The organism is Vibrio sp. 2134-1, from assembly GCF_033339495.1.
The window spans coordinates 92,549-106,189 of record NZ_JAWOUS010000003.1; the positions used below are offsets into that span (position 1 = coordinate 92,549).

Genomic DNA, 13,641 nt, shown 5'->3' on the forward strand with positions numbered 1-13,641 from the left:
TTATCATTTATAAATTGTCGTTTTTGAGGTGTTGTCCAGAATGGCATTATCCACGTGCAACATAAGATTGCCGGGAATAAAAATAATTACAATACTGCCTTACTGGAAGATACATGAAAATCAAACCCCTCCCACCTTTAAATAGCCTCGTTGCGTTTGAAGCGTCGGCGCGGCACTTGAGTTTTACGTTAGCCGCTGACGAGCTAAACGTGACCCAAGGTGCTATCAGTCGCCAAATTAGACAATTAGAAGAATACTTAGGCAAGGCTATGTTCACGCGAGCCAATCGAAGCATTAATTTAACGCCTACAGGTCTTCAATATTATCAAGCTGTCAGCCAATCTTTGCTCGATATTGCTCAAATCACGGGTGAAGTGAAGAAGTGGCAGGGCGAACAAAAGATCACGGTTGCGACGACAAATGCAATGGCAGCCTTGTGGTTGTTGCCTAAGGTTGCTCAATTTCAAAATGAACATGATGACATCGATATAAGAATATTGGCCTCAGATAATGTGTTGGACTTACGCCGATTAGATTGCGATATCGCCTTGTTTTATTGTCGCACTCCACCTGCGGAAATGGACGTGACAACGCTATTTTCAGAAGAGGTATTCCCTGTGTGTAGCCCGCTTTATTTAGAGAAAATCGGCCAGCCTAGTGAGCCAGAAGAAATCTTCAATAAAACGTTACTCTATCTGGAAGAGTCTCAAAGAGATTGGGTGAATTGGGAGCAGTGGTTTGCGAGTGTAGGATTGCCAAATATTTCGCCTCGTAATCGCATGAACATCAATAACTATCCAATGCTGTTACAAGCGGCAATTAATGGTCAGGGCATCGCGTTAGCCTGGGGCTCATTAGTGGACGACTATTTACAAAGCGGCGCTTTGGTTAGGCCAGTCGAACACGTGCTTTCAACACCTTCCAATTTTTCTATGCTTGAACCTAAAAATAGAGGTTTAATCCCAGCCAGCGTCAAACGTTTTAGAGAATGGCTTTTGCATCAGTTGCCAGATGAGGTAGGTGATCGAGGCTTAGCTTAAATCAATAAGCAGAGAAAATAACAGAGTTTGGTAATGTTAAAAAAGCGGGAATATCAGTTCCCGCTTTGTTTTAATTGATTGATGAAACGACGCACTAACTTAGTACTGGTCCCTGATTGAGTGTGGAATCATCTTTTAGTGAGGATGTTGAAGCGATAGGCTGGGAAGCCACAGTTTTGCTTTCAACAAGCGGTTCAACAGGACCATCAAGTTTCTCTTGCTCTGGGTGAACATGCTCTGGAAGCATTGCCCATGGCTTAGGTTCGCGTCGAATACTATGAAACAGCGTTAAGCTCATCACCGCGATAAAAATGGCGATAGGGAAACCGGCAATAATGGAGGCCGTTTGCATTGCTTTTAACCCTCCTGCGTATAGAAGTACTCCCGCAATGGCTGCGATCATGATCCCCCACAATACGCGTATAGAGGTGGGAGGCTCACTGTGCCCAGCGGCATCGAGGGTACATAGAACCAAGGTACCCGAGTCTGCGGAGGTAATGAAATAAGTACCGAGCAATAGACACGCAAGCACGCTAAGGAGTTTACCAAACATACCTGTATCTAGGTTGTCGAATAGCGTAAACAAAGCGCGTGTCGTATCAGCTTTAGTCGCTTCAAGAATCGGGCCGCCAGAAAAATCCGCAGGTGGTGTCTGTTTGGCTTCTTGTGCCGCAGTGACTTGCTCTTGATGAGCAACACGAGCGTCTTGCTCTACCTTCAACGCTGCACCACCAAATACTGAAATCCATAAAAACGTGATTAGCGTAGGTACGATTAATGCGCCACCGATAAGTTCACGTATTGTGCGTCCTTTAGAGATACGAGCCACAAACATGCCAACGAAAGGTGCCCAAGTCATCCACCAAGGCCAGTAATAAGCCGTCCACCAGTTTTGCCAGCCAGAGTCATTCTGTGCATCGCTCCATAAGCTCATACCGACAATGTTTTGTGCATAAAGCCCCGTACTTTCGAGTAGCGTATTTAAGATATAGCGAGTTGGACCAATGTAAAGTACGACTAGCACGAGTGCGAGTGAAAGCAGCATGTTCCATTCTGATAAACGGCGAATACCTTTTCCTACACCAGATAGCACCGACGCAACCGCACAAGTACAAAGGGAAACGATAATAAAGAGTTGAATCCCCAAACTAATGTCTAGACCAAAGGCTTGATTCAAACCAGAGTTTATTTGGATAACTCCCATCCCTAAGGTTTGAGAGATACCGAAAGCAGTCACCGCTACTGTTAGGATATCAACGGTGTGTCCGATAGGCCCATAAATACGATCGCCAATCAAAGGGTACAAGATAGAGCGTAGGGTAAAAGGCAGATCTTTACGGTAGGAAAAGTAAGCTAATGCAAGTGCCACAATGATAAAGACAGACCAAGGATGTAGACCCCAGTGAAAGAATGTCAGTTTCATTGATGTTGTTGCGGCGTCATTGGTCAGGCCTTGAGTAAATGGGTTGTCAGCGTAATGCCACATCGGTTCGGCGACCGACCAGAAAATCAAGCCTATCCCCATGCCTCCGGAAAAAAGCATGGATACCCAAGACAAATAACTAAACTCTGGTTTTTCGTCATCTTTACTCAAACGAATATGCCCATATCGACTAACCATAAGGTAAAGAAGAAAACCGACAACGAGTGAAACAAGTCCGATGTAAAACCACTTCATATTCTGTAGCAAAATGCCGGAAATCGTTTCGAAGTATTGGCCCGCTTGATTGGCGAGAATGGCGCAGAAAAGTACAAAACCGATAACGACGATCTTTGATGCGATTGTCACAGTCGGATTGAGTCCTTTCAATATCCCAGATGTTGCTCTCATAGGCATCCCTCACAGTGCGTTTGTTTTAGCGTTATTGTTTGTTGCGTTATTGTTAATTTTTGAAAGAGAGTAGAGAGAGGGCTTTTGTGTTTCAACTGATTAATACTCATCGTTTAATGAGTATTAATCATGACAAGAAGATCATTGTTAATTAAAAGGTTATTTTTTTGTTCGAGATCAATGCATGAATGACAAAAACTCATCCAAGCCCGGCGAAAAAGTCGTTTGTTTGTTGCCGGGTTGTTAATCAAAATCATCTCCATTAACACAACACGATGTTGTACGCACTGGATGCAACTCGACTCTCGGAGATAAGAATATGAGCAATGTCAACCAAACCATTATTCCTGTTGAACTTGTTGATAATGTACTGAACCCAATCAGTGAAGCAACAGGAATGCCGAATCAGGCCTACACCAGCGAAGAGTATTTTACTTTTGAGCGTGATCAGGTGTTTGGTAACACTTGGGTATGTATTGGTTTTGCATCAGACCTGCTTAAAAATGGTTATGTAATGCCACTTGATTTCATGAATCTTCCACTACTCATGATGAGAAATCGTCAAGGTGAAGTCCAAGTTTTCCACAACGTATGTAGTCATCGTGGTATGAAGCTGGTTCATGAGGCAGGCGAAGTTCAAGGCATGATTCGCTGTCCTTACCATTCATGGACGTACGATCTTGACGGTAATCTAAAAGGCACACCACACATCGGTGGTATCGCAAAACACAAAGATGATCGATTTAAGTGTGAAAAACATGGCCTTAAGCCACTTCGTTCAGCCGTTTGGATGGACATGGTATTCGTCAACTTATCGGGCGATGCAGACAGCTTTGAAGAGCATATCGCGCCGCTAGAGCAACGTTGGCAGCAATTCTTAGGTGAAGAAGGATTAGGGCTTCTTCGCCGCGTGAACATGGGTGGCAACCTAGAGATAGAAGTGAAAAGTAACTGGAAGCTTGCCGTAGAAAACTACTGTGAAGCTTACCACTTACCTTGGGTGCATCCGAGTTTGAACAGTTACTCTCGCCTAGAGGATCACTACAACATCATGTTTGCAGAGCGTTTTGCTGGCCAAGGTAGTCTCGCATACAACCTCTCTGATACTGCAGGAACACACTTACCTAAATTTCCAAGCTGGCCAGAAGATAAACTGCGTCATGCAGAATACGTTGCACTCTTTCCAAACGTGTTGCTTGGTATTCAAGCCGATCATGCCTTTGCGATGATGATTGAACCAATCACTGCGAATAAGAGTGTTGAGCACCTACGTGTTTTCTATGTGGGTGATGAAGCAACGAAAGATGAGTTCGCTGCGTGCCGTACTGCTACCGTTGAGTCATGGCGAGTCGTATTCGGCGAAGATATTGGAGCGGTCGAGGGCATGCAGGAAGGTCGTTACTCACCTGGCTTTGGTGGTGGTGTGTTCTCACCAGAAATGGATGTTCCGACGCATTTCTTTCAAACCTGGTTGGCAAAGCAAGTGAAAGCGGCACTGGAGCAGTAATATGATGCATTACCTTAATTATATTGATGGTGAGTGGTGCGATTCAGAGCAAGCGCTGACCGTCATTAACCCTGGCACAGCCGAAGCGTATGCGACGATTGCAGAAGCCACTATCACCGATGCAGATCGCGCAATGGCAGCGGCACGTCGAGTGGTCAATCAAGGTCTTCTTTCGGACGTTCGTCCAGCCGTCAGAACCGAGTGGATGTTAAAAGCCGCCGCGGCTATTCGTGAAATGGTTGATGAAGGTGGGCTAGTTGCCTGCCGTGAAAATGGGAAATCTTTGCAAGATGCCAAAGATGAGTTTTTAGAATCGGCACGTTACTTCGAATACTACGCTGGCATGGCCGACAAGCTGGAAGGCACGTCAATTCCGTTGGGTAAAGATTATGTCGATTTCACCCAATATGTGCCGTTTGGTGTGTCAGTGCAGATTGTGCCGTGGAATTTCCCAGTTTCTATTTGTGCACGCTCATTAGCACCTGCATTAGCTGCTGGTAACGCAGTGGTGATCAAATCGCCAGAGATTTCCCCACTAGCTATAACGTTGTTGATTAAAGCGATTGAAAAAGCGGGCTTCCCAAAAGGCACGATTAACTTGCTATGTGGCAAAGGCTCAGTCGTTGGCAGTCATTTAGTGCAGCACCAAGAGGTCGATCAAATTGTCTTTACGGGTTCTGTTCCAACTGGCCAACGCATCCTGCAAGATTCAGCGCAACGCGCTACTCCATCGGTGATGGAGCTGGGTGGTAAATCGGCTGCTATCGCGCTGAAAGATGCGAGTCTCGAAACACTTTTGAAAAGTGTCCAGGTCGGTATTTTCTTTAACGCTGGTCAAGTGTGCTCGGCAATGTCTCGTTTGCTGATTCAAAAAGAGCGTTATGAAGAAGTAAAAGCGGCGGTAGTGGAAATGGCAAAAAGCCTAACTATTGGTCAAGGCGAAAGCCAGCCGGACATCACACCGTTGGTATCGGCTGATCAACAAGCACGCGTGCTTGAAATGATAGAACAAGCAAAAGCCGACGGCGCGAACATCCTAACGGGTGGGTACGCCCCTGATTTGTCGGGTTACTTTGTGGCACCGACGGTGATTGAAGCCTTACCAGATATGCGTATTGCTCAAGAAGAAGTGTTTGGCCCTGTACTGGTAATTACACCGTTTGAAACCGAGCAAGAGGCCGTTGAAATCGCGAATGGCACCGATTTTGGCCTGGTCGCTGGTGTCTTTGGTGAAAGCCTAAACCAAACATTGCGTGTGGCACAGCAACTGCGTGGTGGACAAGTGTTCATCAATGAATGGTTTGCTGGTGGCATCGAAACACCATTTGGTGGCGTGGGCTTGTCCGGGTTTGGGCGAGAAAAAGGACAAGAAGCGATTTATAGCTACGTCCAGACACGCAATATTGCCATTCGTTTGCAGTAAGACAGCAACGTATAGCTACCGTGTAACTGTATTTTCATCACCTCGTACCGGCTTGGATTTCAGACCACAAGCTAGGGCGAGGTTGATGGAATCACAACAAATCTGACAGCGGTTTGTAAACACGGAAATTCTGAACAAGGTAGTTGGAGTATAAGTGATGAGAAAGTGGCTCTGTATTATTTGCGGCTTAATCTATGATGAAGCACAAGGTTGGCCATCCGATGGCATTGCACCAGGAACAGCATGGGAAGATGTACCGGATGACTGGTTATGTCCTGACTGTTTAGTGGGTAAGGCCGATTTTGAAATGATCGAAATTACCGACGATGCGCCACTAGAAGAGGTTGCAGCGGTGTCTTCGGTGTCGGTAGAAGCGTCTGTTCAGCCAAATACGGCTCAGCCTCTTCCATCTGAAGTTACTCAACCTGTATTCTCAAATGACCCTATCGTTATCATCGGTAGTGGCCACAGTGGTTACCAGCTGGCGGCGGCACTTAGAGCACAATCCGAGACGGTTGCTATCACCGTCTTTACCGCTGATGATGGCGCTTTGTACAGCAAACCAGCATTGTCTAATGCACTGGTCATGAATAAAGACGGCGACGCGCTACAAAGTGAGAGCGCGTTGGAGTGGGAAAGCCGTCTCAATATCCGAGTTTACCCGCATACCCGTGTTGAACAGATCGATCGTGCCCATTCAACGTTATATACCTCCATCGGTAAATACGCCTACAGCCGCTTGGTACTGGCAACAGGTGCATCACCGATTGAAATCCCAATTGAGGGCGATCGCTCTTGGGTTATGAGTGTGAACGACTTAGTTGATTACCGCCGTTTCAGAGCGGAGCTGCAAGACAAAAAGCGCATCGCGATCCTAGGTGATGGCTTAATTGGCTGTGAGTTCGCAAATGATCTGATCGAAAGCGGTTATGAAGTAACAGTTATCGGGTTGGGTCAATGGCCAATGGAGCGTTTGATCCCGCAACAGTTGGGTGAATCATTACAAAGCGCACTTGCCGATCGAGGCGTGCAATGGGCTCTGCAAGACAGTATCGTCAGAATCGAGCCAAGGTCGGAATCTAGTGTGGTTTTACATCTAAACAGTGGCAAGCAGATTGAAGCAGATCTAGTGCTGAGCGCGGTTGGACTCAAGCCAAATGTTTCTCTGGCTGAGCAAGCAGGGCTCGAAGTGGGCCGCGGCATTAAAGTGAATCAATTCGGCCAGACGAGTGATGAGAATATTTACTCGCTAGGTGACTGTGTTGAAACTGAGCAAGGTTGGCAGCCCTATATTGCACCGATTAATCAAATGATCCCTTCTGTAGCGAAAAGCTTGCTAGGCGATGTCGCCCCTATCTCGTTAACACCAACTCCAGTGATTGTAAAAACGCCGATTCTTCCACTCACGATTTTCCCGGTAGCCGCTGAAGAACAGGGACAATGGTACATCGAGACCCAAGCAGATGAATTGACCGCTGCGTTTTATTCACCAGAAGGAGCAATGCTCGGTTTTGCGTTGCTAGGAAGAAAAGTACAGTCATTACGCGGCCCTTGGCTAGATCAATTGTCATTGAAACTGTCAGCAGCGTAGCGGAGAAAAAAGATGATTCATTTACCCAATGATGACGTGACGTGTGGTTGGTACCATGCGTTGCCAAGTATTCCAGAAAAATCGGCGTTAAAAGGTAAACAAAGTGCTGACTATGCCGTGTTAGGTGCCGGTTTCGCAGGCTTAGCTATGGCAAGACGTTTAGCTGAACTTATGCCTAATGCACGAATTATACTGATTGATGCGCAACGTATCGGCCAAGGGGCTTCAGGAAGAAATTCGGGCTTTGTTATCGATTTGCCTCATAAGTTTTCACTTGAGCATCCCGACCCTGAGCACAAGCAAAAGTTATTATCACTCAACCGTTCTGCGATTGCTCAGCTAAACACTTTAGTGTCGAAGCACAGTATTTCTTGTCAGTGGTCAGCAAAGGGCAAATATCAAGGAGCCGTAGGGGCGCGCGGTGAAGCGTATCTCGATCACTTTGAGCACCTAATGAAAGACCTTGGCGAACCATACTTCCATGTTAATGGCAGTGAGCTGGCGAAAGTCTTGGGAACCAACTACTACAGCCGCGCAATTTACACGCCAGGTGGTTATTTAATGCAACCTGCTGCTTTGGTGCGTGGGCTAGGGGAAAGCCTTCCAGAGAACGTCGAGGTGTTAGAGAACTCGCCAATCCGCAAGCTCAGTAAAGAAAACGGTTGCTGGGTATTACATGGAGATAGTGGCTCTGTTGAAGCCCCTGAACTGCTGCTTGGGACCAGCATTTTTACTCGGGAGTTTGGTTATCTTAAAAACAGACTACTTCCAGTGATGACGTTTGCAAGCTGGACGCGTCCATTGACTGACGTAGAAATGCAGCGATACGGAGGAGAGCTGAATTGGGGCCTAACTCCAGCTGATCATGCGGGAACGACGTTACGTATGACCGCCGATCGACGTATTTTGATCCGCAATACTTACAAACACGTGCCGAAATATGGCTCAAGCATGAACGATAAAGTCAGAGAACAAATTCGCGACGATCATCGTCAGGTCTTTCTGGCGCGTTATCCCGAGCTGGCCGACGTACCATTTACTCACACATGGGGTGGGGTGTATGCCATCTCTCGTAACTTTACTAACTTTTTCGGTCAATTAGATGAAGGTGTTTATGCCAGCGCTTGTGACAATGGTGTTGGTGCTGCGTGGGGAACCATTTCTGGAACACTGTTAGCTGACTATGTCGTTGGTGCGACATCTAAATCATTGGATGACATACAGCAAGTGACAGGAATGCCTTGTTTGAATCCGCCAGAGCCTTTTTTAGGTTTGGGAGTAAAAACACGTATCCAATTAGCAAAATGGCAAAGCCGGAGTGAATTATGAAGCAAGTCAAACTCGTTGATAGTAAAAACCTAGATTTTAATGTTCGTGGTGATACGCCGGGAATGGCGTACGTAGCCCGAGCGTTAAGCCCGGAAATTTCACCAAACATTGGCGTAGGCTTTGCTAAATGGGAAGGCGCTAAAGTGGCTTGGACAGTGCTTTATGATGAAGTTATTTTCGTGATTGAAGGCTGTTTCGAGCTGACCGCAAATGGTGAAACACATTTTGTGCACCCAGGTCAGATGCTGTGGATACCGGAAGGGACTGAATTGGCTTATGGTGGGCATGCTCTGTTCGGCTATGTGGTTCATCCAGGAAACTGGAAAGAGTTACATGGTATTGAATGACTTTTATCATTTAGTAGTGTTTCGGAAAGGCAAAACAAAAATCCGATTTTTACCCATGAGTTTTCGTAAAAGAACTTAATCTCAATGGAGCAAGGGTTTCTTACTTGCTATGTTTCTTGGTCACGTTTCCAGACGTGTTAGACCTTTCTCAATTGCTATTTTATCTATCAAAAAGGGAAGCCTTGGCTTCCCTATAATGAGTCTTCTTTTGGCTTGGCTAAATCTTTTATTTTAGCTCAAATTTACCCTGCATGATTGCCCAGTGACCCGGGAACGAACAGAAGAATGAATAGTCACCGCCGGCTTTCATTTTCTCAGTACTGAACGTAATGCTGGTGCTTTCACCGCCACCAATTACTTTTGTGTGAGCGTAGACGCGATCATCATTTGGTTTTACGTAGTTATTTTCTGCTCCAGCTGCCATGCCATCAGTACCGACTGCTTGTAGGTTGGCTGTGTCAGAGATGACCACGTTGTGACCCATCGATTGCGCTGGCATCTTACCTGTGTGATTCAGCGTCAGTTTTACCTCTTTACAAGTGGCTGGTACGCTCAATGTTTTAGTAGAAAACTGCATCATATCGTTAGCATCTAATGACACTTCACACTCGGCACTGGCTTGGGCACCAAAGCTCATTCCTACTAATGCGAAGGTTGTTGCTAATAAACGTAAAGACATATAACACTCTCCATTTTGTATTTTAGGCTGACTTGGATTGATCTTATCCAATAGTTCTCATTATCAGCCAATTTTCACTCCAAAAACGTGCTTCAATCGGTATATTGACGTTTTGTTGCAAGCTTGTACTGGTCAGTTCCGCTATTTGATCACTCAAATGCCTTATTTCATGCGATTGCGTGAGTTAAATCAAAAGTCGTGATTAGCCAGAGTTAAGGTGAAATTAATCTCGCTAAACGGGTGGCAAAATCGTTTGGTTTTAAGGTATTGGAGAGGTTTCGAGAAAGAAGCTCAGCTAGACTGCTGAGCTTCTAGAGAACAGATGACAAGTAAACCTAGCGAGTTTGTTTTAACGTGTGCAGCACATCATGCAGTGAAGGTGCGACGGTATGGCCTAATTGTTTTATTTCGTTGCAAGGCTCAACCAAATCAGGAATTTGATAAGTGATCATGTTCGCTGCTACCGCAGCACGCACGCCATTATTTGAATCTTCAAAGGCGAGACATTTGGTTGGATCTACGCTTAGACGACTTGCTGCAAGCAGGTAGATCTCTGGATCAGGTTTGCCGTGTGACACTTCACAGCCCGTCGTTAAGTTGTCGAAATACTTGCTTAGGCCCGCTAACTCCAACTTCTTCTGTGCCACTTCTTTTGCTGTAGAAGTGGCGACTGCAATTGGCAACCCTTGGCCTTTCAACCACTCAAGCAGCTCAATCACCCCTTCTTTTACCGGTATCGCTTGGTGCTTAACCACAGCGTCGTAACGGTCGCGCCACTCTTGGTGTAAGCGGTCAAGATCATCCCCATAAGCTTTACGAAAAATCACTTCAATGCCCGCTGCATTGCGACCAATGATTGAAAGGTAAACATCTTTATAGAAGGGTAGGTTCTGGGCTTCACATGCTTCTTGGAAAATATGCATACAGACGCGCTCGGTATCAAGGAGCAAACCATCCATATCAAAAATAGCAGCTTGGTAGTTCATTACATTAAGACTTTTTGGTTGGGATGGCGCATTTTGACACAAGCAGACCGGTTTTTCTTCTAAAAATTAGAACTTGATTTTGATCCTATGAGTTCACATTGCCTCTGAACACACTATACATAGAGTCTATAAATTAGGTGTTAAATATAATGTTTTTAAAATTAGAAAAATTTCAGTTAAATAGATAAAACTCTATCTTAATATAAGCTAGAGTTTTATTAATATTCTATTGTTATTTTAACTATTGGATGATTTATTAATAGTTAAAATTAATAATAAAATAATACCAAATCACGATTGTTTACGACTGCATGAGTGTACCAGCTCTTGACTTCAGATATTTGTTGCTCTGATAAGCCTCCGAAGTCAACGTTATCTTGGTGAATATCTTGATTTTTTATCATAAAAACAACAGGGAAATCGTCAGGGAATGGGAATTTTATAGGATAATCGGTATTAGTGAATGGAATATCGCAGAAATCGTTTACATCGCAAGGATACCAAGAGTTATTGGATAAGTAATAACCAGTTATCTTACATATAGCTTCAAGCAAGTAAGCATAGGCGTAACCCAAGTGACTGTATTTTATCTCTTCAGACAACATTTGCATAAGAAGCTCTTCAGCTCGGATGCTTTCGCCACTACTTTCCAGCATTTCATTAATCACCTTAAAGGAGTCTTGACACCTTTCCATTATGGCTTTTTCTAGCTCTGGATTACGCTCATTCTTTAGTACGTTAAAAACCTTTTCAGTATCTAATGAATATACTGTCGCCCCATATCCCATATTTTATTCTCCTCACTTTTATACAGTTAAATTCATTTAAGTGTTTTTTATCGAAGGGATTATATTTTGATGTTTTTTGAAGGTAAAGTGTATATATAGAGGTTGTATTTATTATGATGAACTTTGAAAGTTTAGATTCTTAAAATAAATACTATATATTTAATTTTATTAGATCTAGCTCATAAAAATACCTTAACTATTATTGTGTTTATTGTTAAGGGTTATTAAATCTGTGAGGTGGTTCAAGACAATAAAATTTAGAAGAAAATACCGTCAAACTTAGGTAGCTATTCTATCTGAGCACTCAGCCCACTACTTATGGTGGGCTGAGTGCGCGGTTGGGCATCAGGCACATTATTTGGCGATGAATATGCCATATTAGGTGATATTCGTTAGTGTCTATTTTATCCCTAGGCGTTTTGCTAAGCGGTGTAAATTACCGTTATCTAATTCAAGCTGACGTGCAGTTGCTGCCCAGTTACCTTGGTTCTCTTCCAGAGCTCTAACAATCATCGCTTTTTGGAAGGCATCTGTGGCAGGCTTCAATCCGCCTTCTGGTAGCTCAAGCCGAGAGTTTTGTTCCGCTTCTTCAATGTTCTTGATGTTCTGATTCGGCGTTCGGATATCAAAATCTTGCTCAACCAACTCAATGTCCAAGGCGTGACTACGCGCTTTTGCCAAAACACCGGCACGTTTAATGACATGTTCAAGCTCTCGCACGTTGCCTGGCCATGAATAGTCTTTAAGTGCCAGCACCAAAGCAGGAGACAAACGAATGCTGTTTAATCCCAATTTGCTTCTTAAGCGTTCGGCGAAAAAGCCTGCGAGTAATACCACATCGTCTTCACGTTCACGAAGAGGTGGAACATGAAGCGGGAAGACACTTAAACGATGATACAAGTCGGCTCGGAAGCGACCAGCAGTCACTTCTTCATGCAATATGCGGTTAGTGGCGGCGACAATGCGTGTGTTGACTCGAATATGACGGTCATCACCCACACGTTGAATGTCGCCGTATTGTAGAGCTCGAAGTAACTTGGCTTGCAGCTCTAACGACAGTTCGCCGACTTCATCCAAAAACAGTGTGCCGCCGTCGGCTTGTTCGAACTTACCCTTACGATTACTGATTGCGCCTGTGAATGCGCCTTTGATATGGCCGAACAACTCGCTTTCCGCGACTGACTCCGGCAGCGCCGCACAGTTGAGGTAAACCAAAGTATTGCTAGAGCGGCTAGAACGATGGTGAATAGCGCTAGCAACCAACTCTTTACCTACGCCCGTTTCTCCCATCACCAGCACAGACAATTCCGTATCGGCGACTGCATCAATCTGCTCTTGAAGATTCTTCATACCCTGAGAGTTGCCAATGATTTCGTTACTTAAGGTGCGCTTCTCGGCGTAAGAATCACGTGGCAGGCTCGCTTGTGTCTCTAGTTGTTCTAGTAGGAGTGCAGTGTGTAGGCCACCTGCTGCCAACGCGCTGACAAAACGTAACTCTTGGTTGCGTAGCCCATCAAATTGGTTGGGGTCGAAGGCGTCAATCGTAATAGCACCAATCAGTTGATCGTCGATCAGCAAAGGCAAACCAATGCAAGAATGGACATGCAGTTTGTCATCGTGGTTTGGAATCAAGCCATCGTATGGATCAGGTAAGTCGCTGTCGGAGGGAAAGCGCACGATATCGCCTGCTCGGGCAATGGCTTCTAATCTTGGGTGCTGCTCAATGGAGAAACGGCGTCCAAGGACCTCTTTCGCCAATCCATTGATCGCTAAAGGTTTAAAGTGCTGGTCTTCATACAAAAGAAGGGCAGAAGAGTCACACTTCAATACCTCTCGAATCGTGGTTAATAACGTGTCAAAGCGAGCTTGTTGAGTGAGCGCCGAGTTAAGGTCTTGCGTGATGTGTAGCCATTGCGCGATTAAAGAAGTCATAGCCAATACCGATTGTGTCAATATGACTATTGTAGTGTCTAAATGACAATTTTCAACTGTGTCTCAATGACAGTCATTAAAGTTGGGTTTCAATTAAGCTATTGAAATATATAGCAATTAGAAGTTGGCACGCCCAGTGCAATACAAGAAGAAATTATTTTTGTTTATCCCGTCATTCAAGGTAGTAA

The 13,641-nt window shown here is 44.9% G+C and carries 11 protein-coding genes and 1 pseudogene; 7 read left to right on the forward strand and 5 right to left on the reverse strand.

Annotation, left to right across the window (positions count from 1 at the left end; genetic code table 11):
- Positions 1-113: 113 nt before the first annotated feature.
- Complete coding sequence (locus tag R7R78_RS05035) at positions 114-1,040, forward strand: LysR substrate-binding domain-containing protein (RefSeq protein WP_005392445.1); 927 nt, start codon at positions 114-116, stop codon at positions 1,038-1,040.
- Positions 1,041-1,134: 94 nt separating this feature from the next.
- Here the strand turns inward: R7R78_RS05035 and R7R78_RS05040 are convergent, their stop codons facing one another.
- Positions 1,135-2,871: a BCCT family transporter gene (locus R7R78_RS05040; RefSeq protein WP_225466229.1), complete on the reverse strand. Its 1,737-nt coding sequence runs from the start codon at positions 2,869-2,871 to the stop codon at positions 1,135-1,137.
- A 319-nt stretch (positions 2,872-3,190) separates the two neighbouring features.
- Here R7R78_RS05040 and R7R78_RS05045 point away from each other — a divergent pair, with 319 nt between their 5' ends.
- The 6 genes and pseudogenes from R7R78_RS05045 (at position 3,191) to R7R78_RS05070 (ending at position 9,068) form a co-directional block, all read left to right on the forward strand.
- A complete protein-coding gene (locus tag R7R78_RS05045; protein WP_225466230.1) occupies positions 3,191-4,378 on the forward strand; it encodes an aromatic ring-hydroxylating oxygenase subunit alpha in 1,188 nt (395 codons plus the stop codon).
- A gap of 1 nt (position 4,379) precedes the next feature.
- Positions 4,380-5,801: an aldehyde dehydrogenase family protein gene (locus R7R78_RS05050; RefSeq protein ID WP_225473203.1), complete on the forward strand. Its 1,422-nt coding sequence runs from the start codon at positions 4,380-4,382 to the stop codon at positions 5,799-5,801.
- Between the two features lie 157 nt (positions 5,802-5,958).
- Positions 5,959-6,120: pseudogene (locus R7R78_RS05055) on the forward strand (rubredoxin); the annotation flags it as partial.
- Entirely contained in the window at positions 6,109-7,392 is a 1,284-nt protein-coding gene (locus R7R78_RS05060) for an NAD(P)/FAD-dependent oxidoreductase (RefSeq protein WP_225473312.1), read from the forward strand. The pseudogene R7R78_RS05055 and the gene R7R78_RS05060, both read left to right, overlap by 12 nt.
- A 12-nt stretch (positions 7,393-7,404) precedes the next feature.
- Entirely contained in the window at positions 7,405-8,721 is a 1,317-nt protein-coding gene (locus R7R78_RS05065; protein WP_225473205.1) for an NAD(P)/FAD-dependent oxidoreductase, read from the forward strand.
- Positions 8,718-9,068 (forward strand): ethanolamine utilization protein EutQ, encoded by a 351-nt coding sequence (locus R7R78_RS05070; RefSeq protein ID WP_225473207.1) that lies wholly within the window; start codon positions 8,718-8,720, stop codon positions 9,066-9,068. The genes R7R78_RS05065 and R7R78_RS05070 overlap by 4 nt, the downstream gene beginning before the upstream one ends.
- Before the next feature lie 226 nt (positions 9,069-9,294).
- Here R7R78_RS05070 and azu read toward each other — a convergent pair whose 3' ends face one another.
- The 4 genes from azu to norR form a co-directional block, all read right to left on the reverse strand.
- On the reverse strand, positions 9,295-9,747 hold the full coding sequence (azu, locus tag R7R78_RS05075; RefSeq protein ID WP_005375211.1) for an azurin: 453 nt from the start codon (positions 9,745-9,747) through the stop codon (positions 9,295-9,297).
- Positions 9,748-10,082: 335 nt separating this feature from the next.
- Positions 10,083-10,733, reverse strand: a complete 651-nt coding sequence (locus R7R78_RS05080) for an HAD family hydrolase (RefSeq protein WP_149191619.1) — start codon at positions 10,731-10,733, stop codon at positions 10,083-10,085.
- 269 nt (positions 10,734-11,002) lie between these two features.
- Complete coding sequence (locus tag R7R78_RS05085) at positions 11,003-11,521, reverse strand: hypothetical protein (protein ID WP_005375218.1); 519 nt, start codon at positions 11,519-11,521, stop codon at positions 11,003-11,005.
- A 399-nt stretch (positions 11,522-11,920) separates the two neighbouring features.
- Positions 11,921-13,453 (reverse strand): nitric oxide reductase transcriptional regulator NorR, encoded by a 1,533-nt coding sequence (gene norR, locus R7R78_RS05090; protein WP_225473208.1) that lies wholly within the window; start codon positions 13,451-13,453, stop codon positions 11,921-11,923.
- Positions 13,454-13,641: the final 188 nt, after the last annotated feature.